The 24,888-nt window shown below is 55.4% G+C and carries 22 protein-coding genes; 17 read left to right on the top strand and 5 right to left on the bottom strand.

Annotated elements, in window-relative coordinates; genetic code table 11:
- The first annotated feature begins 36 nt into the window (after positions 1 to 36).
- The 4 genes from AACY09_RS20625 to AACY09_RS20610 all read left to right on the top strand — a co-directional run bounded on the left by AACY09_RS20625 (position 37) and on the right by AACY09_RS20610 (position 5,466).
- Positions 37 to 1,644 carry a carboxyl transferase domain-containing protein gene (locus AACY09_RS20625; protein WP_339490726.1) on the top strand — a complete coding sequence of 536 codons (1,608 nt, stop codon included), beginning with the start codon at positions 37 to 39 and terminating at the stop codon, positions 1,642 to 1,644.
- 51 nt (positions 1,645 to 1,695) lie between these two features.
- On the top strand, positions 1,696 to 2,496 hold the full coding sequence (locus AACY09_RS20620) for a gamma-carboxygeranoyl-CoA hydratase (protein WP_339490724.1): 801 nt from the start codon (positions 1,696 to 1,698) through the stop codon (positions 2,494 to 2,496).
- Positions 2,493 to 4,469, top strand: coding sequence for an acetyl/propionyl/methylcrotonyl-CoA carboxylase subunit alpha (locus AACY09_RS20615; protein WP_339490723.1), 1,977 nt, complete (start codon positions 2,493 to 2,495; stop codon positions 4,467 to 4,469). The genes AACY09_RS20620 and AACY09_RS20615 overlap by 4 nt, the downstream gene beginning before the upstream one ends.
- Positions 4,470 to 4,560: 91 nt before the next feature.
- Positions 4,561 to 5,466 carry a hydroxymethylglutaryl-CoA lyase gene (locus AACY09_RS20610; RefSeq protein WP_339490721.1) on the top strand — a complete coding sequence of 302 codons (906 nt, stop codon included), beginning with the start codon at positions 4,561 to 4,563 and terminating at the stop codon, positions 5,464 to 5,466.
- Positions 5,467 to 5,551: 85 nt separating this feature from the next.
- Here the strand turns inward: AACY09_RS20610 and AACY09_RS20605 are convergent, their stop codons facing one another.
- Positions 5,552 to 5,854, bottom strand: a complete 303-nt coding sequence (locus AACY09_RS20605) for a DUF1883 domain-containing protein (RefSeq protein WP_087516764.1) — start codon at positions 5,852 to 5,854, stop codon at positions 5,552 to 5,554.
- A 170-nt stretch (positions 5,855 to 6,024) separates the two neighbouring features.
- Here AACY09_RS20605 and AACY09_RS20600 point away from each other — a divergent pair, with 170 nt between their 5' ends.
- On the top strand, positions 6,025 to 6,261 hold the full coding sequence (locus AACY09_RS20600) for a hypothetical protein (RefSeq protein WP_339490720.1): 237 nt from the start codon (positions 6,025 to 6,027) through the stop codon (positions 6,259 to 6,261).
- 84 nt (positions 6,262 to 6,345) lie between these two features.
- Complete coding sequence (locus tag AACY09_RS20595; RefSeq protein WP_339490812.1) at positions 6,346 to 6,858, top strand: GNAT family N-acetyltransferase; 513 nt, start codon at positions 6,346 to 6,348, stop codon at positions 6,856 to 6,858.
- Between the two features lie 29 nt (positions 6,859 to 6,887).
- Here the strand turns inward: AACY09_RS20595 and AACY09_RS20590 are convergent, their stop codons facing one another.
- Both AACY09_RS20590 and AACY09_RS20585 read right to left on the bottom strand, forming a co-directional pair.
- The gene (locus tag AACY09_RS20590; protein ID WP_339490719.1) at positions 6,888 to 7,817 is read right to left on the bottom strand and encodes a ZIP family metal transporter; all 930 of its coding nucleotides are present in this window, start codon (positions 7,815 to 7,817) and stop codon (positions 6,888 to 6,890) included.
- Positions 7,818 to 7,966: 149 nt separating this feature from the next.
- On the bottom strand, positions 7,967 to 9,784 hold the full coding sequence (locus tag AACY09_RS20585; RefSeq protein WP_339490718.1) for a putative bifunctional diguanylate cyclase/phosphodiesterase: 1,818 nt from the start codon (positions 9,782 to 9,784) through the stop codon (positions 7,967 to 7,969).
- A gap of 177 nt (positions 9,785 to 9,961) precedes the next feature.
- On the opposite strand from AACY09_RS20585, the gene AACY09_RS20580 reads away from it, so the two are divergent.
- The 4 genes from AACY09_RS20580 to AACY09_RS20565 all read left to right on the top strand — a co-directional run bounded on the left by AACY09_RS20580 (position 9,962) and on the right by AACY09_RS20565 (position 13,481).
- Positions 9,962 to 10,429 (top strand): OsmC family protein, encoded by a 468-nt coding sequence (locus AACY09_RS20580; RefSeq protein WP_339490717.1) that lies wholly within the window; start codon positions 9,962 to 9,964, stop codon positions 10,427 to 10,429.
- A 119-nt stretch (positions 10,430 to 10,548) separates the two neighbouring features.
- Positions 10,549 to 10,767, top strand: a complete 219-nt coding sequence (locus tag AACY09_RS20575; protein ID WP_339490716.1) for a DUF2970 domain-containing protein — start codon at positions 10,549 to 10,551, stop codon at positions 10,765 to 10,767.
- Between the two features lie 574 nt (positions 10,768 to 11,341).
- Positions 11,342 to 13,000 (top strand): nitrite/sulfite reductase, encoded by a 1,659-nt coding sequence (locus AACY09_RS20570; RefSeq protein WP_339490715.1) that lies wholly within the window; start codon positions 11,342 to 11,344, stop codon positions 12,998 to 13,000.
- Positions 12,984 to 13,481, top strand: a complete 498-nt coding sequence (locus tag AACY09_RS20565; RefSeq protein WP_339490714.1) for a DUF934 domain-containing protein — start codon at positions 12,984 to 12,986, stop codon at positions 13,479 to 13,481. Before AACY09_RS20570 ends, AACY09_RS20565 begins: the two co-directional genes overlap by 17 nt.
- A gap of 67 nt (positions 13,482 to 13,548) precedes the next feature.
- Here the strand turns inward: AACY09_RS20565 and AACY09_RS20560 are convergent, their stop codons facing one another.
- Positions 13,549 to 14,031, bottom strand: a complete 483-nt coding sequence (locus tag AACY09_RS20560) for a DUF1289 domain-containing protein (RefSeq protein WP_339490713.1) — start codon at positions 14,029 to 14,031, stop codon at positions 13,549 to 13,551.
- A 538-nt stretch (positions 14,032 to 14,569) separates the two neighbouring features.
- Here AACY09_RS20560 and acnB point away from each other — a divergent pair.
- The 5 genes from acnB (at position 14,570) to alaC (ending at position 22,089) form a co-directional block, all read left to right on the top strand.
- A complete protein-coding gene (gene acnB / locus AACY09_RS20555) occupies positions 14,570 to 17,170 on the top strand; it encodes a bifunctional aconitate hydratase 2/2-methylisocitrate dehydratase (RefSeq protein WP_339490811.1) in 2,601 nt (866 codons plus the stop codon).
- A 226-nt stretch (positions 17,171 to 17,396) separates the two neighbouring features.
- A complete protein-coding gene (locus AACY09_RS20550; RefSeq protein ID WP_339490712.1) occupies positions 17,397 to 18,605 on the top strand; it encodes a CmpA/NrtA family ABC transporter substrate-binding protein in 1,209 nt (402 codons plus the stop codon).
- Between the two features lie 18 nt (positions 18,606 to 18,623).
- The gene (locus tag AACY09_RS20545) at positions 18,624 to 19,202 is read left to right on the top strand and encodes an ANTAR domain-containing response regulator (protein ID WP_339490711.1); all 579 of its coding nucleotides are present in this window, start codon (positions 18,624 to 18,626) and stop codon (positions 19,200 to 19,202) included.
- Positions 19,203 to 19,380: 178 nt separating this feature from the next.
- A complete protein-coding gene (locus AACY09_RS20540; RefSeq protein ID WP_339490710.1) occupies positions 19,381 to 20,745 on the top strand; it encodes a pyridoxal phosphate-dependent decarboxylase family protein in 1,365 nt (454 codons plus the stop codon).
- Between the two features lie 123 nt (positions 20,746 to 20,868).
- Complete coding sequence (gene alaC, locus AACY09_RS20535; RefSeq protein ID WP_339490709.1) at positions 20,869 to 22,089, top strand: alanine transaminase; 1,221 nt, start codon at positions 20,869 to 20,871, stop codon at positions 22,087 to 22,089.
- A 57-nt stretch (positions 22,090 to 22,146) separates the two neighbouring features.
- Here alaC and AACY09_RS20530 read toward each other — a convergent pair whose 3' ends face one another.
- Positions 22,147 to 22,539 carry a hypothetical protein gene (locus AACY09_RS20530; RefSeq protein ID WP_339490708.1) on the bottom strand — a complete coding sequence of 131 codons (393 nt, stop codon included), beginning with the start codon at positions 22,537 to 22,539 and terminating at the stop codon, positions 22,147 to 22,149.
- Between the two features lie 198 nt (positions 22,540 to 22,737).
- Between AACY09_RS20530 and AACY09_RS20525 the strand changes: the two genes are divergently transcribed.
- Together AACY09_RS20525 and AACY09_RS20520 are read left to right on the top strand one after the other, a co-directional pair.
- Positions 22,738 to 23,052, top strand: coding sequence for a transcriptional regulator (locus tag AACY09_RS20525; protein ID WP_339490707.1), 315 nt, complete (start codon positions 22,738 to 22,740; stop codon positions 23,050 to 23,052).
- A 403-nt stretch (positions 23,053 to 23,455) separates the two neighbouring features.
- Positions 23,456 to 24,823 (top strand): CmpA/NrtA family ABC transporter substrate-binding protein, encoded by a 1,368-nt coding sequence (locus AACY09_RS20520; protein ID WP_339490706.1) that lies wholly within the window; start codon positions 23,456 to 23,458, stop codon positions 24,821 to 24,823.
- The last annotated feature ends 65 nt before the right edge of the window (positions 24,824 to 24,888 follow it).

The raw sequence follows: 24,888 nt of genomic DNA, 5'->3' as shown, positions 1-24,888 counted from the left end.
GCCAGCACATCGATCAATTTTTACGGAGTCAAGCTGATGGCTGTTTTACCCACTCAGATCAATACTCGTTCGCCAGAATTTGCTGCCAATCGCAGCGCCATGGCTGAACAAGTCGATGCCCTGCACGCGCTGTTGGCTCAGATCCATCAAGGTGGAGGCGCCAAGGCCCAAGAGCGGCACACCTCACGGGGCAAACTGTTGCCTCGCGAGCGGATCAATCAACTGCTCGACATCGGCTCACCCTTTCTGGAAATCAGTCAGTTGGCGGCCCATGAGGTATACGGTGAAAGCGTACCCGCCGCCGGCGTAGTGGCGGGCATTGGCCGGGTAGAAGGCATCGAGTGCATGATTGTCGCCAACGACGCCACGGTAAAAGGCGGCAGTTATTACCCGCTGACGGTAAAAAAGCACCTGCGCGCGCAGACCATCGCCCAGCAAAACCGGCTGCCCTGCATTTACTTGGTTGATTCGGGCGGGGCCAACCTGCCCCGGCAGGATGAGGTCTTTCCAGATCGTGAGCATTTTGGGCGAATCTTCTTCAACCAGGCCAATATGAGCGCCATGGGGATTCCCCAGATAGCCGTGGTAATGGGCTCCTGTACTGCAGGCGGAGCCTATGTGCCGGCGATGGCTGATGAAGCAATCATGGTGCGCAATCAGGCGACAATCTTTCTCGCTGGGCCGCCTTTGGTCAAGGCGGCAACCGGTGAAGTGGTCAGCGCCGAGGATTTGGGTGGCGCCGACGTGCACTGCAAAACCTCGGGCGTTGCCGACCACTATGCCGAGGATGATGCTCACGCCCTTGCCCTTTGCCGGCGCAGCATCGCGAACCTCAACTGGCGCAAACTCGGGCAGATCAACAGCCGCAAACCAATCCAGCCGCTTTACAGCGCCGACGAGTTGTATGGCGTAATCCCGGTCGATGCCAAGCATCCCTTTGATGTCCGCGAGGTCATTTCACGCTTGGTCGATGGTTCGGTCTTCGATGAGTACAAAGCCCTGTTTGGCACTACGCTGGTCTGTGGTTTTGCGCATATCAACGGCTATCCGCTGGCGATACTCGCCAATAACGGGATCTTGTTCGCAGAATCCGCGCAAAAAGGTGCCAACTTTATCGAACTTGCCTGCCAGCGCGGAATTCCATTGGTGTTCCTGCAAAACATCACCGGTTTTATGGTTGGGCAAAAATATGAAGCGGGCGGTATCGCCAAGCACGGTGCCAAACTGGTCAACGCAGTGGCCTGCGCCAAGGTGCCGAAATTCACGGTTATCATCGGCGGCAGCTTCGGCGCCGGTAACTACGGCATGTGCGGTCGCGCTTATGATCCGCGCTTTCTATGGATGTGGCCCAACGCACGTATCGGCGTGATGGGTGCCGAGCAAGCAGCTGGCGTACTGGTCCAGGTCAAGCGCGAGCAAGCCCAGCGGGCCGGTGAACAATTCAGTGCCGAGCAAGAACAGCAACTGAAGCAGCCGATCCTCGATCAGTACGAAGCCCAAGGGCATCCGTATTACTCCAGCGCGCGACTCTGGGATGACGGCGTTATCGATCCGGCGCAAACCCGTGAAGTGCTGAGCTTGGCATTGTCAGCCAGCCTCAATGCCGCCATTGAGCCGAGCACATTTGGCATCTTTCGCATGTAAATCGGCCGCTGCCGCAAGCGCCCTGCTCCTTCTATTTCAAGAGTTGATCGTATGACTGACTTCAGCACCATCGAACTGATTAAAGCCACCAATGGCAGCGCCACGCTCTGGCTTAACCGTCCAGAAAAGAACAACGCCTTTAATGCTGAGATGATTCGCGAACTGATTCTGGCCCTGGATGCGGTTCAGGCCGACAAGTCCCTGCGTTTTCTGATTGTGCGTGGCCGTGGCAAGCACTTCAGTGCGGGTGCCGATTTGGCCTGGATGCAAGCCAGCGCCCAACTCGATTACACCGCCAACCTTAATGATGCCCGTGAGTTGGCTGAACTGATGCATAACCTGTATCAGTTGAAGATCCCGACGCTGGCGGTGGTGCAAGGCGCTGCATTTGGCGGTGCAGTTGGCTTGATCAGTTGCTGTGACATGGCCATCGGTGCTGAAGATGCTCTGCTTAGCCTCAGCGAAGTGCGCATAGGCCTGGCTCCAGCTGTAATCAGCCCGTTCGTGGTGCAAGCCATTGGTGAACGCGCCGCACGCCGTTTTGCCCTGACTGCCGAGCGTTTCAGCGGGCTTAAGGCGCAACAGCTAGGCCTGTTTGCTGAATGCTACAGCGCTGATCAACTGGATGCTCAAGCCGATGCCTGGAGTGCCAACCTGCTGCTCAACAGCCCACAGGCCATGCGTGCCAGTAAAGACTTACTCAAAGAAGTCGGCAGCGGCGCTCTCACTCCCGCTCTGCGCCGTTACAGCGAAAACGCAATTGCCCGCATTCGGGTCAGCGCCGAAGGTCAAGAAGGCCTGAATGCCTTTCTCGAAAAACGCGCACCCGCCTGGCAGGAGCCACAAGCATGAACCACATCGACACTATTTTGATCGCCAACCGTGGCGAAATTGCCTGCCGAGTGATGCAAACCGCCAAACTGCTGGGCCTTCGCACGGTCGCGGTTCACAGCGCCATTGATCGCACTGCTCGTCATGTGCGCGAAGCCGACGTGGCGGTCGATTTAGGGGGTGCAAAACCTGCCGACAGCTACCTGCGCATTGACGCCATAATCGATGCCGCCATTACCAGCGGCGCCCAAGCCATTCATCCGGGCTACGGTTTTCTCTCGGAAAATGCAGAATTTGCACGGGCCATTGAAAATGCTGGGCTTATTTTCCTGGGCCCACCCGCCTCGGCTATTGATGCCATGGGCAGTAAATCTGCAGCCAAAGCCCTGATGGAGCAAGCGGGCGTGCCGTTGGTGCCGGGTTATCACGGCGCTGCGCAAGATGTCGATACCTTCTTGAACACGGCTGAAGTGATTGGCTATCCCGTGCTGCTTAAAGCTACGGCTGGCGGCGGTGGCAAGGGCATGAAGGTGGTTGAGCACGCCTCGGAAATGGCCGAGGCATTAGCCTCCGCCCAGCGTGAGGCGCAGTCATCCTTTGGTGACTCGCGCATGCTGATCGAGAAATATGTGCTCAAGCCACGCCACGTCGAGATTCAGGTATTCGCCGACCAGCACGGCAACTGCCTGTACCTCAATGAGCGCGACTGCTCTATTCAACGACGCCATCAGAAGGTGGTGGAAGAAGCGCCCGCTCCGGGCCTGTCACCTGCGCAACGCCAAGACATGGGTAAAGCGGCGGTAAAAGCCGCACAAGCCATTGGCTATGTGGGCGCTGGTACGGTTGAGTTCCTGCTTGATGCGCGCGGGGAGTTCTTCTTTATGGAGATGAACACCCGCCTGCAGGTTGAGCACCCTGTCACCGAAGCCATTACCGGGCTCGATCTCGTGGCCTGGCAGATCCGCGTGGCGCGGGGTGAACCGCTGCCCATTAGCCAAGAGCAAGTGGCGCTCAACGGTCACGCAATTGAAGTACGGCTTTACGCTGAAGACCCAGCAAACGATTTTCTACCCTCTACCGGCAACCTCAGCATCTACCGGCAAGCCGAAGCGGGTGAAGGTCGGCGTATAGATTCAGGTGTTGCCGAAGGCGATGAAGTCTCACCGTTCTACGACCCGATGCTTGGCAAGCTGATTGCCTGGGGCGCCAACCGTGAAGAAGCACGTTTGCGTTTACTGGCAATGCTAAAGCAGACCCATATCGCCGGGGTGCGCACCAATATCGCCTTTTTGCAGCGTGTACTTGGCCACCCGGCATTTGCCGCGGCTGAGTTGGATACCGGTTTTATTCCGCGCTATCAAGACGTTCTCTTGCCAGCCTCCAGCGCGTTGCCCGATGAGTTCTGGCAACTCGCGGCCGAAGCCGTTGTGCAGAACCAAGCTCAACTCACAACGGCTGAAGACCCGCACTCACCATGGGCTCAGCGCACCGGCTGGCGCGCAGGATTTGCCAGTGAAGTCGACCTGCACCTGGCGTCTGGCGATCATCAGCAACACGTAAAACTGCGCAGCAGCGCCCCGCCACTGCTGACCTTGTGCGGTGAGCAAATACAGGTTGAGCGCAATGGGATACGCACCGTCCATGCGGTGTTCCAACGGGGTAACAGCCTGTTTATCGAATGGGACGGCGAGTTGCATCAAGTTGACAGGGTCGACCCTATTGCAGCCGCGCAACGTAATCATCAGCACCATGGCGGCCTTACCGCGCCTATGAACGGCAGCATTGTGCGTGTACTGGTTGAACCCGGCGCCACGATAGAGGCTGGAACTGCACTGGTGGTGCTCGAGGCCATGAAGATGGAACACAGCATCCGCGCATCACAGGCCGGTACTGTAAGCGCCTTATTTTGCGCTGAGGGTGAAATGGTCAGCGAAGGCACTGTGCTGGTAGAGATTGCCCCCAATGAAGATAACAGCGCTGAAATAGGCGCTTGATGGAACCTCTAAAAAAGATTAACTATTAATCTTAATCTGCTGATTTTAAATGAAGTTTTTATTTTTTATAAAGTAATGACGGAGCACTGCAATGGCCCTGCCCCAACATGTACGACTGGTCGAAGTCGGCCCTCGCGACGGCTTACAGAACGAGAAGCAACCCATCAGCGTTGCCGACAAAGTTCGGCTGGTGGACGATCTGACTGATGCAGGTCTTGGCTATATTGAAGTCGGCAGTTTTGTCTCAGCCAAGTGGGTGCCGCAAATGGCCGGCAGTGAGGAAGTCTTCGCGCAGATTCAGCAACGGGCTGGCGTTACCTATGCGGCCCTGACCCCGAATTTGCGCGGTCTGGAAGGTGCGCTCGCCGCTGGCGTTAAAGAAGTCGCCGTTTTTGCAGCCGCTTCTGAGTCATTTTCGCAGAAGAACATCAACTGTTCGATCAAAGACAGCCTTGAACGCTTCGAGCCGGTGATGCATACCGCAGCACAGCATGGCATTCGCGTGCGCGGTTACGTTTCCTGTGTGCTGGGATGCCCCTACGAAGGTGAAATCGCCCCTGAGCAAGTGGCCTGGGTCAGCAAGGCGTTGTTTGAAATGGGCTGCTACGAGATTTCATTGGGTGACACCATCGGCAAAGGCACTGCCGGCGCTACCCGACACCTTCTGGAAACCGTTGCCAGAGAAGTCCCCCGCGACCAACTGGCCGGGCACTTTCACGACACATACGGACAGGGTTTAAGCAATATCTACGCAAGCCTGCTGGAAGGCATCAGCGTATTTGACAGCTCGGTGGCAGGTTTAGGCGGTTGCCCTTACGCCAAGGGCGCCACCGGCAATATCGCCACTGAAGATGTGCTGTATCTGCTTAACGGGCTTGGCATCGAAACCGGAATCGAGCTGACTAAACTGGTAGCAGCAGGCCAGCGCATCTGCACCCTACTCGGCAAAACCAATGGTTCGCGTGTGGCTAAAGCCTTACTGGCCGCCGAAAGCTAGCCGCCTCTTGGTGGTCAGCGTTGCGCGGCCCACCAAAGGCTGCGGCCTTCTGAGAAGCAGCTGCAGCCATAATACTTAGCTGAACTCAGCTGAACTTGGACTCGGAACGGCGCACCAACTTGATCGAATGCTTGAGTGTTGGCTTACGGGTGACGCTGATGGCCTTGCGCGAAACGGTATCAATGGTGATATTCCAGAAACCGCTGCTTGGCACCGTGATACGCACCGGAAACTTATCAAACGCGCCGCCATGATAGGTATGACGGCCACCGTTTTTGAAACTGCGGAAATTCGCGTCGTTCATCAGGCGGATATTGCAGGTTTGTGAGCACTCGATAACGACGAGGTCGTCTTCATTGAGATGTTCACGCTGATGTATGAATTTCATCGACCGCTCCACGCAGCTATTAGCAAACCAATGGCTATTATATGCTGGGAATGTCCGATTGCGCGCATAAGGAAAAATAAACTCTGGCAACCTAATTGCGTCACAGGTCGCGCCAAAACAGCTTGGCAATCGCTAAACTATCCAGCCACTTCGCGCACAAGGGCCTGGTTTTGTCGCTCAATACTGTCTACCTGCTGCTGTTACTGGTCTGCATCGGTGCCTTGGTGGTGTTCTACTGCGTGCTTCGGCGTATCGCGCAACGCACTGAGGCACTGCGCAAAAAAGAGCAAGAGCAAGCTGAAATCCTGCGGCAACTGCAAGCCGTTGCCAACAACAGTCAATTGACCGATGGGCAGCTGGACGCGAAGGCGCACGAACTTGCGCAACGGGTAAAACGGCTCAAGTAGCCAGGCGGCTCTACCCTGTTAACGGCTTGAATCGCAGCGCCGCAAGTGGGTTAATTGCAACTCCTCATGCCAACAGACCGCCCAATGCTGATTCGCCAACTTACACCCGCTGACGCCCCCACCTACCGAGCATTGATGCTTGCGGCCTACAGCGCGCATCCTGATGTATTTACCTCAAGCCACCATGAGCGCGAGCAAAAATCCTTGGTCTGGTGGCAAACCCGGCTGAGCGATGCAGCACTGCCACGCACGGTGGTACTCGGCGCATATGATGACCAGGGAGCACTTTGCGCGGTGGTCGGCGTCGCCTTCAAAAGCCAAGCTAAAACCCGGCATAAATCCACACTTTTTGGCCTATATGTGGCGGATGCTTATCGCAATCAAGGGCTCGCCCGCCAATTAGTGGAGCAGGCGCAACGTCTGGCCAGCCAGCGCGGCGGCATAAGGCTGATGCAGCTGACCGTCAGTGAAACCAATCCAGCGGCGATTGCACTGTATCGACGCTGCGGCTTTGAGCAGTTTGGTCTTGAGCCAATGGCCATAGCCCTCGACGATCACTACATCAGCAAACTGCATATGAGCTGCCTGATTGGCTGATTGCCTCAGCCGCTGCTGCCGACAAACTATTAACCCAGGGCTGTGTCGAGAAACATCATCATCGCGAAACCACCCATCAATCCCAGCGTCGCACTGGTTTGATGACCATTACGGTGAGTTTCAGGGATGATTTCATGGGAGACAACAAACAACATCGCCCCTGCGGCCAAGCTCAGACTTAGCGGATAGGCCAATGCATAACCGCTTGAGATCCCCACACCGATCAATGCGCCAACGGGCTCCATCAGACCTGTGGCAATAGCAATTAGGGCTGCGCTAAGCGTCGACAGGCCAGTGGTACGCAAAGCCAAGGCGACCGCCAACCCCTCGGGTATATCCTGAATCGAAATCGCACTGGCCAATGGAATGCCTACGCTAAAGTCACCGCCAGCAAAACCCACGCCCATGGCCATGCCTTCCGGCAAATTGTGCAAGGTAATGGCAAACACGAACAACCAGACCCGATTAATACGCTCGGAGTTTGGCCCGCAAGGCCCGGTACTCTCGTGTTCGTGCGGGGTAAAGTAGTCGAGCCCCAGCATCAGCAATGTACCCAGGCCCAACCCCAGGACCACAGTCGCTGCCGAGTAGACGCTACTGCCAGTGATATTTTTTGCCGCATCGAGCCCCGGCAAGATCAATGAGAACGAGCTTGCAGCCAGCATCATCCCGGCTGCGAAACCCAGCATACTGTCTTGGGTGCGACTGCTGATTTTCTTAAGCGCCAGCGCCAGTATCGCGCCAAAACCTGTGGCCAGAAATCCTGCGCCGCCGGCATAGAATGCGTACCGCAAGCGCTCAGCATGCTCGCCACCTGCCGCATTAACAACCGTAGCAATCACCAGATAGAGAATCGCCAACAACGCGCCAATAAACCCTGCTGTGACCCATGGATTTGCCTGAGCCTGGGCAACCCAGGCAGCGCGAAAATTTGCGTAGTCGGCTTGCGTCGAATGCATAGCGATCAATACCCCAAAATTGAAGCGCTACTATCTATCGGCCGGACTCAGGACACAAGGGATACGCCTCTATGCTGGCGATAGCCTAATCATATTAAGCTGAGCACGGGCAACCCTTGAGGGCTCCGTTTCGAGCACAAGCCCGCCCTCTAGGCGGCTGCCAGCCAACCGCGAAAACTCTGCGGCATTTGCACCCCGTACCCCTGAACAAAGTCGACCCCGACATCACTTAGCAGCTGCCAAATCTCTGGGTTTTCTACGTATTCAGCCACTGTCAGGCGCCCCAATGCATGGGCAACATCATTAATCGAGCGAACCATGGCGAGGTCGTTAGCCGAATGAAGTATTTCCCGGACGAAGCTGCCATCAATTTTCACGATATCGACAGGCAAATGCTTGAGGTAGTGGAAGGATGAAAAACCCACGCCGAAGTCATCCAGCGCAAACTTGCAACCAAGCGCCTGCAACCGGTGTATCAATGCTGCAACCTGGGCCAGATTGGCTACCGCTGTGGTTTCAGTAATCTCAAAACATATGCGCTTGGGGTCAATTTCATAGCGCTGGAACAAGCCTTCGATGAATCCGAGCAAGCCTTCATCATTCAAGCTGTTTCCCGACAAATTAATCGAGACAGAGGCGCAGCGTTGCCAGACGTTAGGGGCCTTTTCGAGCTGACTGAATGCAGTGGTCAGGACCCAGCGGTCAACCCTTGACATGCGGGTATAACGCTCGGCGGCCGCGATAAAGTCGCAAAGGGGTAAATCGTTATCCATCACCAGCAACAACTCATAATGTGGGAGTTCAAACGAATGGCTATCGGCTCTGGCAATTTGCTGTACGCGCAAAGAGATTTCTTCGCGCTGGATGATGTCGTCCACCCGAGCGGCAATCGTCAATAACCCCACACGGGGGTCATCGGCAGAGGCGCTATAACGATTAACCCGGTTGCGGCCCGATTCTTTCGCCAGATTGGACGCGGTGTATAACCTGCTAAATACCTTGGCCGCATCATTGCCTCCCGCCCTTTCAACCACACCTATGCTCAAGGTGACACTATGGCTTTGTCCCTGCCACTCAAAGCTGTGTGCCTCGACGCAGGCGCGGAGGTTCTCGGCCAACTCACCGGCACCCGCCTCATCGCATTGCGGAATCATTGCCGCGAATTCAACCCCGCCAAGACGGGCCACAACGCAATACTCAGGCAGCGTCTGTTGTAATAGCTGTGCGACATGCTTGAGGCAGGCATCTCCTGCCAGAACGCCCACATGGCTATTAAGCAGGCTGAATTGGTCTATCTGCACAATCATATAAGCCACGCTACGAGTGCCCATCAGGCTTTGCTCGACCGCGTCTTCAAAGCTACGGCGATTGAGCAAACCGGTGAGATCGTCATGGCTTCGTGCATGGGCGACCTCGCGGTACAGGTGCCCGACAATGCTTTGCAGCGTTCGCTGGATAATCCCCTGGTCGCCGCTAGCCGCTTGCGCAACATGAAGCAGTCCTTCCGCTACCAACTCACTCAGCTCATCGATACTTACATGAGCGAGCTCAGCACCTTTACCGTCGACCAATGCATACAGGCCTGTGTCCACACTGCGTGAAATCAGCTGCAGCGCCTGGCCGTGCGCGTCAACCAGCAGCTGCTCTTCAGCTTGTGAACAGGCGACCAATGCCTGCTTTTCCAAGCCTGCAAGCAGTTGCTGGGCCAGACCCGATTTGAGCGACAATCCTCGATGGATCGTATTCAGGCAGTCACTGACCAACTGCTGGCCAAATCGATCGCAAAATTTCACGGCCTCTTCAAAGGCGTGGGCATCCTGGTTTGAGAATGCTTGCAGAGCGCTGTCTTTGAGTTCTGCCACCAACGCACTGAATGCTTGGGCGAGCGCCCTGGAAAGCGGGATCTGGACAACCGAATCCAAGGCGCAGGTTTGTGCCAGTGATGGGGTACTCGATGTCAAGCGCATGCCTCCTGCATGACGTTGCTTCCCTGCCGGACTGACGAACAACGGGTGTTGAACAGTGTCTGAAGCCCGCCACTCACTGCATGCCAATGGCTGCAGCTCTATATAGTGTCACTATGCCTCTCGTCATTACACTAAACTTCACTACTCTCCCTTTATTCTCAAGATTGAGGCATTCAAATGAGTCATTACACAGCTAAAGTTATGTGGCAGCGCGGGACACAAAGCTTTCTAAACAATCGCTATAGCCGTGCCCATAACTGGCTGTTTGATGGCGGCACCCAAGTGCCTGCGTCCTCATCCCCGCAGGTAGTACCGCTGCCCTACTCTGACCCTGCCGCGGTCGATCCAGAAGAGGCCTTTGTCGCCTCACTCTCAAGCTGTCATATGCTCTGGTTTTTAGGCATTGCAGCCAAGCAGGGTTTTGCAGTCGATGAGTATGAAGACAACGCTGTCGGCGTGATGACTAACAATGCTCAAGGCCGAATGGCCATGACTCAGGTTACTCTTTACCCACGCGTAACCTTTAGCGTGGGCCATTGCCCGACCAATGAGCAACTCAAGGCGCTGCACCACAGCGCCCATGATCAATGCTTTATTGCCAATTCAGTACTGACCACAATAGATTGCCAACCTGTCATCGATTGACCCGTTATAAAGACCTGAGCTTCGGGTAGCCCCGCTTTTCAAGCGACGGGCAACCATCGCCACTGTGCCTGAAGCAGCTAGACTCAATGGACAACGCAACTCATGCGCAAGGAGCCAATATGGGTGACGATCAAGATGACAAGCCATTAACCACTTGGGAAATGCTGCACAGCATTTTGGCCGCTGCATTCGGCGTGCAAAGTGGCAAAAACCGGAGCCGTGACTTCAGCCGAGGAAAGCCTCGACAGTTCATAGTGTTGGGGCTCATTTGCACGGCGCTTTTTGTATTGCTGCTCGCAGGTATCGTGCAGCTGGCGCTGTACCTTGCGGGTGTCTAACGGCAAAAGGATCAATCGCACAGGATGCGCATACTGCCGATAAGCCGCTAAAACACAGGTAAAAAGAGGTCGCCCATAAAAAAGCAAACCGTACATATGTACGGTTTGCAGCCCCGCCCTCGCGTTTTAACTTGCGTTACTGATGGCTGACCCAATACACAGCGGTCGCCACAGCAATGAGAATCAAGGCAAAGATAGCCTTGGCGTCGATAGCACTGTCGGCCGGATCTGGCTCGGTTTGATCATTCATGGACAACCCCCGCGGTTATTATGATTATGCTTGATTCAGCTTTGAGTTAAGACCAGCAAACCGACTTGCTCAAGCGCTGTGGTTATGCAATTTGCATCGCTTAGTGCTTAAAGTTCTTTCCATATACTGAAACATCACTTTTGCGCATAACCCTGAACTGGTATCTTCCAACGCCTCCGTAGGGAGTGCGCGGCCGTGCGCGCAGTTTTGCTGTAAATAGCTATTTATGCTTTTCGCTAAATGCGCTGGATCGATTGACTGTCGCCATAATTGTCGGCGGCAAATCATAAATAGAAGCTATGCAGCCTGATAACAGGACCCGTCATGTACGTTTACGACCAGTACGATCAAACCATCATCGAGGACCGCGTTAAGCAGTTCCGTGATCAAACAAGCCGTTACCTGGCTGGCGAACTGAGCGAGGCTGAGTTCCGCCCGCTGCGCCTGCAAAACGGCCTGTATATCCAGCGTTATGCGCCTATGCTGCGCATCGCCGTGCCCTATGGCCTGCTCTCTTCCAAGCAGGTCCGCAAGCTGGCTGACATTGCCCGTGATTACGATAAAGGCTATGCCCATATCAGTACCCGGCAAAACGTACAGTTCAACTGGTGCGAGCTGGAAGATATCCCAGAAATCCTGGCTGAGCTGTCGACCGTGCAAATGCACGCGATTCAGACCAGCGGCAACTGCATTCGCAACACCACCACAGACCAATTCGCCGGTGTAGCTAAAGACGAGCTGATTGACCCACGCCCATGGTGCGAAATCATCCGTCAGTGGTCGACATTCCACCCGGAATTTGCCCACTTGCCGCGCAAATTCAAAATTGCGGTTAACGGCGCTGTCAGCGACCGTGCAGCCATTGAAGTGCACGACATTGGCCTTGAAGCCGTTAACAATGAAGCGGGCGAACTGGGCTTTCGGGTCTCGGTCGGTGGCGGCTTGGGTCGCACACCTATCGTCGGCAGCTTTATTAACGAGTTCCTGCCCTGGCAGCACCTGATCAGCTATCTGGACGCCATTCTGCGGGTTTACAACCGTTATGGCCGCCGTGATAACAAGTACAAAGCGCGGATCAAGATTCTAGTCAAGGCGCTGACCCCGGAAGTCTTTGCTGAGCGCGTTAACGCTGAGTGGGCTCATCTTAAGGATGGCCCCACCACCCTGACCGACGCTGAAGTTCAACGCGTAGCTGCACACTTTATCGACCCAGCCTACAAAGCCCTGTCCGACCAAGACGCCGAACTGGCCGCTCTTGATGCCGAGCACCCAGGCTTTGCCCGCTGGCGTCAGCGCAACACCTTTGCTCACAAGAAGCCCGGTTATGTTGCCGTCACCCTGTCACTCAAGCCGACGGCTGTGGCGCCAGGTGATTTGACTGACAAGCAGCTCGATGCCGTTGCCGACCTTGCTGATCGCTACAGTTTCAGTGAAGTGCGCAACAGTCATAACCAGAACATTATTCTCGCCGACATCGAACAAGCCCAGCTTTTCACCCTGTGGGGCGAATTGCGCGAACACGGTTTTGCCACACCCAACGTTGGTCTGCTGACCGATATCATCTGCTGCCCGGGTGGCGACTTCTGCTCGCTGGCCAACGCCAAGTCGATTCCGATTGCCGAAGCGATTCAGCGTAGCTTTGATGATCTTGACTACCTGTTTGACATTGGCGAGATAGAGCTCAACATCTCAGGCTGCATGAACGCCTGCGGTCACCACCACGTTGGCCACATCGGCATCCTGGGTGTCGACAAGAAAGGTGAAGAGTTCTATCAGATCTCACTGGGCGGCAGCTCAGGTCGCGATGCGAGCTTGGCGAAGATTCTCGGTCCAGCCTTTGCTCAAGACGACGTGGCAACTGTGATCGAGAAAATCATCAATGTTTACGTTGAAAAACGTGACGATGAAGAAAGCTTCCTCGACACCTTCCGCCGTGTGGGTGTGGAACCGTTTAAGGAGCGCGTTTATGCAGCGAATAATTAAGAACGGCCAGATTATCGACGAAACCTGGCACCTGCTGCCAAAAGACGCGACCCTTGAAGGACTGTCCAACTGTGACGACTTGATCGTGCCGCTGGAATTATGGACTGAACACGCCCATGCCCTCAAAGCGCGTGATGGCGGCTTGGGTGTTTGGCTTGAAGCCGGTGAAGAAATCGAAGAGATTGCCGATCAACTTGATAACTTTCAGGTGATCGCCCTTAACTTCCCAGCCTTTACCGACGGCCGTCATTCATCGACGGCTTATATGCTGCGTACCCGTTACGGCTACAAAGGCGAAATTCGCGCTATCGGCGACATATTGCGTGATCAATTATTCGCCCTGCTGCGTTGTGGATTTGATGCCTTCGCCCTGCGTGAAGACAAAGACCCAGAAGATGCGTTAAAAGCCTTTGCTGAATACTCAGAGGTTTATCAAGCGTCGAGTGACCAGCCATTACCGCTGTTCCGCCGCCGCGCATAATTGCGCGCCTGACGCTACAACGGAAAAGCCCGGTGCAGCAATGCACCGGGCTTTTTTTCGGCTGAATTTAGGGCTTAGTTTCGACCTTCAAAGCGTCACTGAGGAAGCTTGGGGCGATATAGCGCTCATAGTGGGCCTCGGAGAGTATGAAAAACTCACGATCAATGGCATCACGCAGCTCAGGCAACGACCAGTTGCGAAACTCTGGCAGCAGCACCATGCCGTAGGCTTCGAGCTGGTTGATCACCCGCGCGCCTCGGGCGATCAATTGATACGCCCAGCAGTAAGGTGATTGATTGGGCACAAAGCGGATTTGCCGCTGAACCAATTGCTCACGCAAGCGCGATGCATCAAATACTTCAACCTTGCCTTCCATCACCTGTACCAACAACACCTCAAGGCGCTGCCATACCGCCTGCTTCGCCTGCTCGTCGTAGCCATTCCACGCAATCACCTCATGGTGAAAACGCTTGCAGCCGCGGCATACAAGGTCACCATAGACCGTAGAACACAGGCCAACACAGGGCGTTTTAATCGGCTGACTGGACATAGCAAGAACAAGATTCACATGACTAACAGGCGGGCATATTAGCCCTTTGTCTAAGCCAGTTCATCCGCTACACCGATGTTTTGCTGAAAAAGGTGTTTAAGGCAAACCATGGCAAAACAGCCATTTTCAGTACCTGCAAACCACTTCATGACCCATGTAGAGGCTTTTTCAGCCCTGTTTGCCTATTTTTTGTGCAAACACGCGTAATCATGCCTTTGACTTAACTTTAGCCGCGCTTTCCAGTAGAATCGTCGGGCCTTTTATAGGCGCCAAAGTCCGTTGGAAGCTGTTTTCAAAGCGTCACGAGCACAGTTAATCCTGCAGGTACGATGTTGGCACTACTACTTGGTTACCCCAATTAGTAGTGCCAGCCCTCATCGCTCTCGTCCTGCCGGCGTAAAACTTTGAAAGCAGCTTCTGGAAGAAATCCCTGAAATCTCGGCTGACTGGCCCATAAAGCCTTTGCAGCGCTTGGTTCGGTGCTTTCTGGATATGCGTCCCGGACAGAAATTTGGGACCACTGATGAGGGTAATAACTGTGCTTGAAGCCTATCGCAAACACGTAGCAGAGCGTGCCGCTCAGGGTATCGTGCCCCAGCCGCTGAACGCCGAACAAACTGCAGGTCTGGTTGAACTGCTGAAAAACCCGCCTGCTGGCGAAGAAGAATTCCTCGTCGACCTACTCACCAATCGCGTACCACCCGGTGTGGACGAAGCTGCCTATGTTAAGGCTGGCTTCCTCTCTGCTGTCGCCAAGGGTGAAGCCACTTCCCCATTGATCGACAAAAAGCGCGCGGTTGAACTGCTGGGCACCATGCAAGGCGGTTATAACATCGCCACTATGGTTGAACTGCTTGAAGACGCCACCCTGGGTACCGTTGCTGCTGAGCAACTGAAGCACACCCTGCTGATGTTCGATGCCTTCCACGACGTTGCAGAAAAAGCCAAAGCGGGCAATGCCAACGCCAAAGCTGTATTGCAGTCCTGGGCTGACGGTGAATGGTTCACCAAGCGTGCGCCGATCGCAGAAAAATACAGCCTGAGCGTATTCAAGGTCACTGGCGAAACCAACACCGACGACCTGTCACCTGCTCCAGATGCTTGGTCGCGCCCAGATATCCCGCTGCACGCTTTGGCCATGTTGAAAATGGCTCGCGACGGCATTGTGCCTGAGCAACAAGGTGTGACTGGCCCGCTGAAGCAGATCGAAGAGATTCGCGCTGCTGGCTTCCCAGTTGCCTATGTTGGTGACGTGGTAGGTACCGGTTCTTCGCGTAAATCAGCCACCAACTCGGTACTCTGGTTCTTCGGCGACGACATCCCCTACGTGCCGAACAAGCGCGCTGGCGGTTTCTGCTTCGGTAACAAAATTGCCCCAATCTTCTACAACACCATGGAAGATGCCGGCGCTCTGCCTATCGAATTCGACGTCACCGACATTGCCATGGGCGACGTCATCGACGTTTACCCATACGCCGGTAAAGTGTGCAAGCACGGCACTGACGAAGTCATCACCACCTTCGGCCTGAAGACCCCTGTTCTGCTCGACGAAGTGCGTGCTGGCGGTCGTATTCCGTTGATCGTAGGCCGCGGCCTGACAGACAAAGCCCGCGCTGAACTGGGCCTTGGCCCAGCTGACCTGTTCAAAAAACCTGAGCAGCCAGCCGATAGCGACAAAGGCTTCACCCTGGCGCAGAAGATGGTCGGTAAAGCCTGCGGCGTAGAAGGTGTGCGTCCTGGCACTTACTGCGAACCGAAGATGACCACCGTAGGTTCTCAAGACACCACAGGTCCTATGACCCGTGATGAACTGAAAGACCTGGCGTGCCTGGGCTTCTCTGCTGACCTGGTATTGCAATCGTTCTGCCACACTGCGGCCTATCCAAAGCCGATTGATGTGACCACTCACCACACCCTGCCTGACTTCATCCGCACCCGCGGTGGCGTTTCGCTGCGTCCTGGTGACGGCATCATCCACAGCTGGCTGAACCGCATGCTGCTGCCAGACACCGTCGGTACTGGTGGTGACTCGCACACCCGCTTCCCGATGGGTATCTCGTTCCCAGCCGGTTCGGGCCTGGTTGCGTTCGCTGCCGCCACTGGCGTTATGCCGCTGGACATGCCGGAATCCATCTTGGTTCGCTTCAAGGGCAAAATGCAGCCTGGCATCACCTTGCGTGACCTGGTTCATGCCATCCCTTACTACGCCATCCAGAAAGGCCTGCTGACGGTTGAGAAGAAAGGCAAGATCAACGCTTTCTCCGGCCGCATCCTTGAGATCGAAGGTCTTGATGAGCTGACCGTTGAACAAGCGTTCGAACTGTCTGACGCCTCTGCCGAGCGCTCTGCTGCTGGTTGCACGATCAAGATGCCGGAAAAGGCAATTGCCGAATACCTGCAGTCGAACATCACCCTGCTGCGCTGGATGATCAGTGAAGGCTATGGCGATGCGCGCACCATGGAACGTCGTGCTCAAGCAATGGAAGCCTGGTTAGCCAACCAGGAACTGATGAGTGCCGATGCTGACGCGGAATACGCTGAAATCATCGAAATCGACCTGTCAGAACTGAAAGAACCGGTGCTGTGCGCACCCAACGACCCAGACGATGCACGTCTGCTGTCGAGCGTTCAGGGCGAGAAGATCGACGAAGTGTTTATCGGCTCGTGCATGACCAACATTGGTCACTTCCGCGCTGCCGGCAAGCTGCTCGAACAAGTCAAAGGTTCGCTGCCAACTCGTCTGTGGCTTTCGCCGCCGACCAAGATGGACGCTCACCAACTGACTGAAGAGGGCTACTACGGCATCTTCGGCAAGGCTGGCGCGCGCATGGAAATGCCGGGCTGCTCGCTGTGCATGGGTAACCAGGCGCGCGTGGAAGCGAACTCGACCGTGGTTTCGACCTCGACGCGTAACTTCCCCAACCGTTTGGGCGATGGCGCTAACGTGTACCTGGCCTCTGCCGAACTGGCTGCGGTCGCTGCAATCACCGGCAAACTGCCGACGGTTGAAGAGTACATGGGCTATGCGAAAAACATCGACAGCATGGCTGCCGACGTTTATCGCTACCTGAGCTTCGACCAGATTGCCGAGTTCCGTGAAGCCGCAGCGAACGCCAATATCCCGGTCGTTCAAGCTTAAGCGTCACTAGCAATAAAAGAAGCCTCGCCCTCTGCGGGGCTTCTTTTTGCGCGCAATTTAGCCGCGAACACCAGATCACTGGCACATGGATTGCTAAAGACTTAACAAGTAAAAGCACAACAAGCAGCCCAGCGAAGGAGCTTGCTTATCGACAATGGCGTCGTTTCGGTACTGCCCCTGCGCAGCCACTGGATCGGCGTTTTTTTTGTAGTAAAGGGAATGTTCAATGGCTGATCAAACAACTGGCCGCAGCGATGTACTGGATTGGGTTAACGGCTCTGACGCACCGGAAAAGAGCACGCTTAATCTAGGTATTATGGCCCTGACGGACGCAGCGTCATTGATTGTGGCGGCCACTCAGGGCTTTGCCCAGCCTTATGGCCTGACCCTCAACCTGCAACGTCAGTCATCGTGGGCAACCCTGCGCGACAAATTACTCAACCGCGAACTGGATGCCGCGCACTCGCTGTACGGCCAGGTTTACGGCACCCATCTTGGCATCGGCGGCACTGCGACTGAGATGGCAATCCTCATGGGGCTTAATCACAACGGTCAGGCGATCAACCTATCCGAACAGCTTAAACGCAGCGGCGTGACCAATGGTGAAGCACTGAAAACCCAGGCGCATCAAAGCAGTGCAAAACTCACCTTCGCCCAAACCTTTCCCACTGGCACCCATGCCATGTGGCTGTCTTACTGGCTCGCAAGCCAGGGCATCCACCCCATTAACGACGTCAATACGGTAGTGGTGCCACCGGCGCAGATGGTTGCGCACCTCAATGCGCAGCGCATCGACGGTTTCTGTGCTGGCGGCCCATGGGGTGCCTTGGCGGTCGATCAGGGCCAAGGCTTTACGGTTGCGACAACTCAAATGATTTGGCCGGACCATCCAGAAAAAGTACTGGGTGTGACCCGGGAGTTCGTAGAACTCTACCCTAATACCGCACGCGCACTGACCATGGCAGTGCTCGAAGCCAGCCGCTTTATTGACGAAAATCCGGAAAACAAGCGCAGCACAGCCAAACTGATTAGCAGCCCTGACTACGTTGATGCACCGCTGTCATCTGTTGAGCCGCGCTTTCTTGGCCATTATCAAGACGGGCTTGGCAATGCTTGGACCGATCCCCATCCGCTGCGTTTTCATGCCGATGGCTTGGTAAACATGCCCTACTTATCCGATGGCATGTGGTTTATGACCCAATTCCGCCGCTGGGGCCTGCTACGCGAAGACCCTGATTATTTGGCGGTGGCGCAGCGTATCCAGCAACTCGATATTTACCGTCAGGCGGCTGATGCGCTGAATATTGCCGTGCCCTCCGCCATGCGCAGCAGCACCCTGCTCGATGGAAAATGCTGGGATGGCAGCAACCCAGCAGACTATGCACGAAGTTTTGCGCTTCACGCATTGAGCGATAGCTCTATGACCGCTCAATAACCAGCAGGAGGCTGAAACATGCTGCGCATACTGCTTATTAACGACACACCGAAAAAAGTCGGCCGTCTCAAGGCTGCGCTAACCGAAGCCGGCTTCGAGGTTATTGATGAATCCGGCTTGACTATCGACCTGCCCGCCCGCGTCGAGGCCGTACGCCCTGACGTGATTCTGATTGACAGTGAGTCGCCCGGCCGTGATGTCATGGAGCAGGTTGTATTGGTCAGTCGTGACCAGCCGCGCCCAATCGTTATGTTCACTGACGAGCACAACCCGAGCGTAATGCGCCAGGCGATTCAATCGGGGGTTAGCGCCTACATAGTCGAAGGCATCCACGCCCAGCGCCTGCAGCCTATCCTCGATGTGGCAATGGCGCGCTTTGAAAGCGATCAAGCGCTGCGGGCACAGCTACAGGCTCGCGATGCGCAGTTGGCTGAACGCAAGCGCATTGAACTGGCAAAAGGATTGCTGATGAAAATGAAGAGCTGCGATGAGGAAGCCGCCTACACTTTGATGCGTCGCCAAGCCATGAGCCGTCAGCAGAAGTTGGCGCAGGTCGCCGAGCAGATTATTGCCATGCACGATCTGCTGGGTAACTAGCGCCGCACACCCGGTCTCAAGATAAGGGCAACTGTACCGGTCATACCTTCACTGTTGTGCTCACAGGACGACTCACCCGCAAACTGTAGCCCTGTCTCCACGGCCGGTTGTATCTGCGTTAGCCAGCACAGGCTGATTAAGATACAGCCTTGTGCATACTGCCGGCCTGGAGCCCACCATGACCACCCACACCGAAGAACGTCAACTGCTTAGCGAGGCTGACCAGCGTGGTTTGAACTATTTCGACAGTTTGCCGACTCGCCCAGTGTTCCCAAACAGCGCAGCGCTCACAACGCTCAACAGTCTCGACCAACCCTTTGCCGAACAAGGCGAAGCGGCAAGTGAAGTGTTACGGCGTTTGGATGAGATTGCCTCGCCAGCCACTGTCAGCTCCAACAGTTCGCGCTATTTCGGCTTTGTGATCGGCGCAACGCTTCCTGCCGCCGCCGCAGCCGAGCGCTTGGTCCTGGCGTGGGATCAATGTGCGTCTTCCTATGACAACTCGCCGGCAGCGGATGTCATTGAGCGCATTGCCGGCCACTGGGTACTCGATGCCCTCGGGCTGCCGGCAAGCAGCGCTGTGGGTTTTGGCACCAGCGCTACCGCCTGCACACTGGCTTGCATCGCCGCTGCGCGGCGCTCGTTATTGCAGCGCAAAGGCTGGGACTTTGACGGCGATGGGCTGATGGGCGCACCAGAGGTACGCGTTGTGGTGTCGGCCAGCGTGCATATCACAGTCAAAAAGGCCCTGCGTGTGCTTGGCTTCGGCACCAACCGACTCATTATCGCAGCGGTCGATGAGCATGGCAGGATTGACCCGCAACACCTGCCACCACTTGATGACCTGTGCATCCTGTGCCTGCAAGCCGGAGAAGTTAATACCGGAGAGTTTGACCCCTTTGCGACCCTGATCCCAAGCGCCAAAGCAGCGGGCGCTTGGGTACATGTTGATGGCGCTTTTGGCCTCTGGGCGCGTGCGTCATCTTCAGCCCAGCTTGCGCAAGGTGTCGAGCAGGCGGATAGCTGGACCACCGATGGTCACAAATGGCTAAACACGCCGTACGATGGCGCCATGGCCATCTGCCGTGATGCGGATGCCTTGGCTCAAGCCATGAATAGCGATGCCGCCTATGCCACGGCATCAAAGGATGCACAGAAGAACCTCAATCTGGAGTTCTCACGCCGGGCTCGCGGCGTTCCGATTTGGGCGGCGCTTGCCTCACTTGGCCGTGAAGGTTTACGCAATATGATTGACCAACACATCCGCCAAGCCCGCCATTTGGCCAAGCGCTTGCGTGCGGCTGGGTATCAAGTGCTTAACCGTGTGGTGCTCAATCAGGTCCTCGTGCGGGCCGATAACGATCAACAAACCATTGCCATCCGGCTTGCCGCCCAAGCGTCCGGTCAGGTCTGGTTCGGACCCACCGTCTGGCAAGAACGGCCTGCCTTTCGCCTGAGCATTTCATCCTGGCGCACCACTGATGCCGATATCGACCTGCTTGCCGAGTTGTTGATTGCACTCAAGCAAGACATCAGCCCTTGAATCTTTAATCGCAGCGCAAGCCACTCGACAAGCCTGGTGTGTCGGGTTTATCTTTGCCGCTGGCCACCGCAGTGGCCAGCGTCGCTCGGACGGTTCCGGGCGCTTACGTATTCCGAGGTTTTTATGGCTGATCCAGCTAAGCGCCGCTTTGCGCGCATTGATCGTCTCCCCCCTTATGTTTTCAACATTACTGCTGAACTGAAGATGGCGGCTCGCCGTCGCGGCGAAGACATCATTGACTTCAGCATGGGTAACCCGGACGGCCCAACCCCGCCGCATATCGTTGAGAAACTATGTACCGTTGCTCAACGCGAAGACACCCATGGCTATTCGACCTCACGTGGCATTCCGCGCCTGCGCCGCGCGATTTCACGTTGGTATGCCGACCGCTACCAAGTCGATATCGACCCAGAAGATGAGGCCATCGTCACCATTGGCTCGAAAGAGGGTCTCGCTCACCTGATGCTGGCGACCCTGGATCATGGGGATACGGTGCTGGTGCCGAACCCCAGCTACCCCATTCATATTTATGGTGCTGTGCTGGCGGGTGCCCAAGTGCGTTCGGTACCGCTGGTGCCCGGTGTCGACTTTTTCGCCGAGTTGGAGCGGGCAATTCGCGAGTCCATCCCCAAGCCGAAAATGATGATTCTGGGCTTCCCCTCTAACCCGACTGCACAATGTGTGGAGCTGGACTTCTTTGAGCGCGTGGTAGCCCTGGCCAAACAATACGATGTATTGGTGGTGCATGACCTGGCCTACGCCGATATCGTCTATGACGGCTGGAAGGCGCCATCGATCATGCAGGTGCCGGGTGCCAAAGACGTTGCCGTAGAGTTTTTCACCCTGTCGAAGAGTTACAACATGGCGGGCTGGCGGATTGGCTTTATGGTTGGCAACAAAGAGTTGGTCAATGCTCTGGCGCGAATCAAGAGTTATCACGATTACGGCACATTTACCCCATTACAGGTGGCCGCCATTGCCGCCCTTGAGGGAGATCAACAGTGTGTCCGCGACATCGCCGAGCAATACCGCCAACGCCGTAACCTGATGGTTAAAGGGCTGCACGAACTGGGCTGGATGGTTGAGAACCCCAAAGCCTCGATGTACGTCTGGGCCAAAATCCCGCAGGCCTACGCCGCATTGGGCTCGTTGGAGTTCGCTAAAAAGCTGCTGTCTGAAGCCAAGGTCTGCGTATCACCCGGCATCGGTTTTGGCGACTACGGGGATGACCACGTGCGCTTTGCCTTGATTGAGAACCAGGACCGTATTCGTCAGGCCTTGCGCGGTATAAAACACATGTTCAGATCAGACGGGCTACTGCCGGGCGCGGCAGCGAAACCTTAGCGCCTGCTGCTCGTCACGACTGCTCAATAGTGGAGCCAACTGAGCAGTCGTGGCGTTTCAACTCGAATAGTCGAGCACGGTCCAGACACTACTCAACGCCTCTCCGATCACACAACTCGACTGCATCAGTTCCTTGTTGTAACTCAACGCCATCAGGCTGGTTGCGCCTTCGGCAACACCCTCATGTTGCGCCATCCATTGCACCCGCCCGCAATTAGGTGTGTCGATCACATAGCTATTGGCTACGGCTACACCCTGCTTTGGCATACCGATTACATCAACAACCAACCCATGCTCTTCCACACGCTGGCCGTCTGTAATGACAACGGCCCAGGCGTCGTTGTTATCGATTACCAAGTAAGTGCCATTGGCCTTGGGTTGCTCAAGGGAAGGTTGCGCACAGCCAGTGAGCATGACCAATACCAAAACTGTCATCAGCATCTGTTGCATTGCTAGATACCCCTTTATGGAGCCAATGGACTGGGGCGTTGTTGCCGTCAGGCCATTGCAAATGAGTGAAATTTGCAGCGCGATGGCCTGACTATCGCCGAATACTGTTTATTTGTACAGTGTTTTCATATTAAACTTATTCACGCCATCTGACGAAGTTGCGTCGGATACCGCACAGGCTTGATTAGGAGCGCAACGATGCTGGACGTAATGCAATTAAAACAATCAGTTAACCGAATGCCTCTGGAAAAGGTGCGCGCCACCGTTGACGAACTTCACCTTGAAGGCATCGTTACCGAAGGCAAAACGCCCTTTAACAGACTCCACTTCAACACCTGCTTTGCTGAGATCGAGGCGCTTTTCCAGCGCGCCGGATATCACCGTCCATTGGATGTCGTCGGGTATCAAGGCTTGGTCTATGCAATGTTCGACCCCACGCGCTGGGAGGCGGTTGAGGTTCTTCGTTGGCTTAAAGACTTCGTCGAGGAGCCGCGCAAACGCCCTGCCAGCTAACGCCCTTGGCGCAAGCAGTCAGCGTACGCACACGCACAAAACGCGCCTGGCGACCTGCGCCGTTATTGAGCACATTGGCGGGTTTGCCAAATAACCGCGCACCAGCGTGGCACAGCTAGTCTGTTGCGCCACGCTGCATTTTGGTCAAAACAATAATTAATGTTTCACATTAGATAATATCTTTATCTCTATGTTTTAAATCACTAAAACTCTTATTTAACCGTGTTTATTAAGTACCCAGCCTCAGTATGGCAAGGGCCTTGCAAGAACCTCATTACATCCGTCTTCGGGTCGCCAACGGCGGTGATCGGGACGAAATAGACAAAGACGTCAAAGCTGCCTGCATTGTGATTGCAGGTAGGTTTCGACGTCTTTTTTCGTTTCTGATAGCAGAGGAATTTCAATGCGCTATTCCACTCCACCTTGCTTATTACTCAAAAAGACCCTGGCCGCAGCACTCCTCCTGATCGGTGCAGTTTCTGCCAGCGCGGCTGAACCTGAGAAAGCAGAACTCAAACTCGGCTTTATCAAGCTAACCGACATGGCGCCGTTGGCCATTGCCTATGAAAAAGGCTACTTCGAAGACGAAGGCCTGTACGTCACGCTTGAGGCACAAGCCAATTGGAAGGTGCTGCTCGACCGGGTAATCACTGGTGAACTCGACGGCGCACAGATGCTCGCCGGCCAACCACTGGGCGCAACAATCGGCTTTGGGACCAAGGCGCAGATCGTCACCGCTTTCTCCATGGACCTAAACGGCAACGCAATTACCCTGTCGAATGCCGTATGGGATGAGATGAAACAAAACGTGCCCATGGCGGACGGCAAACCCGTCCACCCGATCAAGGCGGACGCACTCAAACCGGTGATTGAGCGTTACAAGGCTGAGGGCAAGCCATTCAATATGGGCATGGTGTTCCCCGTGTCCACGCACAATTACGAGCTGCGCTATTGGCTCGCCGCTGGCGGCATCAACCCTGGTTACTACGCGCCTGCCAAAGGCGACATCTCGGGGACCCTGAGCGCTGACGCCCTGCTCTCGGTCACGCCGCCACCGCAAATGCCTTCAACCATGGAGGCCGGCACCATCAACGGCTACTGCGTGGGTGAGCCATGGAACCAGCAAGCAGTGTTTAAAGGCATTGGTGTACCGGTGATCACTGACTATGAAATATGGAAAAACAATCCGGAGAAAGTCCTCGGCGTGTCCAAGCAATGGGCGGATGCCAACCCAGAGACCCACAAACACTTGGTCAAAGCCCTGATCCGCGCCGCCATGTGGCTTGACGAAAACAACAACGCCAATCGCCAAGAAGCCGTGGAGATACTGTCGCGACCTGAGTACGTAGGCGCCGACGCCAAGGTGATCGCCAATTCAATGACCGGCTCTTTCGAGTATGAGAAAGGCGACAAGCGTAGCGTACCGGACTTCAATGTGTTCTTTCGCTACAACGCGACCTACCCCTTCTATTCAGACGCTATCTGGTACCTCACGCAAATGCGTCGCTGGGGCCAGATCGCCGAGTCCAAACCCGATAGCTGGTATTTCGACATCGCCAAGCAAGTTTATCAGCCGGCTGTATATCGCCAGGCCGCCGTCGAGTTGATTAGCGAAGGCATGGCGAAAGCCAGCGATTTTCCTGCTGCGAATGAAAGTGGCTTTCGCGCCCCAAGCAACGAGTTCATTGACGGTTTGACCTATGACGGCAGCAAGCCCAATGCCTATATCGAGCAGATGAAAATCGGCTTGAAGCATGACTCAGTGCTGTAAACCGATGCCCGTTTAAGCGAGCGCCGCAAACGCGCGCAACAAGGCTGATGCCTGTAAACCGAGGA

The organism is Pseudomonas sp. EL_65y_Pfl2_R95, assembly GCF_963971045.1.
Taxonomy (GTDB): Bacteria; Pseudomonadota; Gammaproteobacteria; order Pseudomonadales; family Pseudomonadaceae; genus Aquipseudomonas.
The sequence above is the reverse complement of the archived record's forward strand: the minus strand, read 5'-3'. Positions and strand labels throughout refer to the sequence as shown.

Excerpts from the sequence above, each read along its gene's own strand:
- AACY09_RS20625 (WP_339490726.1), top strand. The coding sequence starts at position 37 with ATGGCTGTTTTACCCACTCAGATCAATACTCGTTCGCCAGAATTTGCT.
- AACY09_RS20620 (WP_339490724.1), top strand. The coding sequence starts at position 1,696 with ATGACTGACTTCAGCACCATCGAACTGATTAAAGCCACCAATGGCAGC.
- AACY09_RS20615 (WP_339490723.1), top strand. The coding sequence starts at position 2,493 with ATGAACCACATCGACACTATTTTGATCGCCAACCGTGGCGAAATTGCC.
- AACY09_RS20610 (WP_339490721.1), top strand. The coding sequence starts at position 4,561 with ATGGCCCTGCCCCAACATGTACGACTGGTCGAAGTCGGCCCTCGCGAC.
- AACY09_RS20605 (WP_087516764.1), bottom strand. The coding sequence starts at position 5,854 with ATGAAATTCATACATCAGCGTGAACATCTCAATGAAGACGACCTCGTC.
- AACY09_RS20595 (WP_339490812.1), top strand. The coding sequence starts at position 6,346 with ATGCTGATTCGCCAACTTACACCCGCTGACGCCCCCACCTACCGAGCA.
- AACY09_RS20590 (WP_339490719.1), bottom strand. The coding sequence starts at position 7,817 with ATGCATTCGACGCAAGCCGACTACGCAAATTTTCGCGCTGCCTGGGTT.
- AACY09_RS20585 (WP_339490718.1), bottom strand. The coding sequence starts at position 9,784 with ATGCGCTTGACATCGAGTACCCCATCACTGGCACAAACCTGCGCCTTG.
- AACY09_RS20580 (WP_339490717.1), top strand. The coding sequence starts at position 9,962 with ATGAGTCATTACACAGCTAAAGTTATGTGGCAGCGCGGGACACAAAGC.
- AACY09_RS20575 (WP_339490716.1), top strand. The coding sequence starts at position 10,549 with ATGGGTGACGATCAAGATGACAAGCCATTAACCACTTGGGAAATGCTG.
- AACY09_RS20570 (WP_339490715.1), top strand. The coding sequence starts at position 11,342 with ATGTACGTTTACGACCAGTACGATCAAACCATCATCGAGGACCGCGTT.
- AACY09_RS20565 (WP_339490714.1), top strand. The coding sequence starts at position 12,984 with ATGCAGCGAATAATTAAGAACGGCCAGATTATCGACGAAACCTGGCAC.
- AACY09_RS20560 (WP_339490713.1), bottom strand. The coding sequence starts at position 14,031 with ATGTCCAGTCAGCCGATTAAAACGCCCTGTGTTGGCCTGTGTTCTACG.
- AACY09_RS20550 (WP_339490712.1), top strand. The coding sequence starts at position 17,397 with ATGGCTGATCAAACAACTGGCCGCAGCGATGTACTGGATTGGGTTAAC.
- AACY09_RS20545 (WP_339490711.1), top strand. The coding sequence starts at position 18,624 with ATGCTGCGCATACTGCTTATTAACGACACACCGAAAAAAGTCGGCCGT.
- AACY09_RS20540 (WP_339490710.1), top strand. The coding sequence starts at position 19,381 with ATGACCACCCACACCGAAGAACGTCAACTGCTTAGCGAGGCTGACCAG.
- alaC (WP_339490709.1), top strand. The coding sequence starts at position 20,869 with ATGGCTGATCCAGCTAAGCGCCGCTTTGCGCGCATTGATCGTCTCCCC.
- AACY09_RS20530 (WP_339490708.1), bottom strand. The coding sequence starts at position 22,539 with ATGCAACAGATGCTGATGACAGTTTTGGTATTGGTCATGCTCACTGGC.
- AACY09_RS20525 (WP_339490707.1), top strand. The coding sequence starts at position 22,738 with ATGCTGGACGTAATGCAATTAAAACAATCAGTTAACCGAATGCCTCTG.
- AACY09_RS20520 (WP_339490706.1), top strand. The coding sequence starts at position 23,456 with ATGCGCTATTCCACTCCACCTTGCTTATTACTCAAAAAGACCCTGGCC.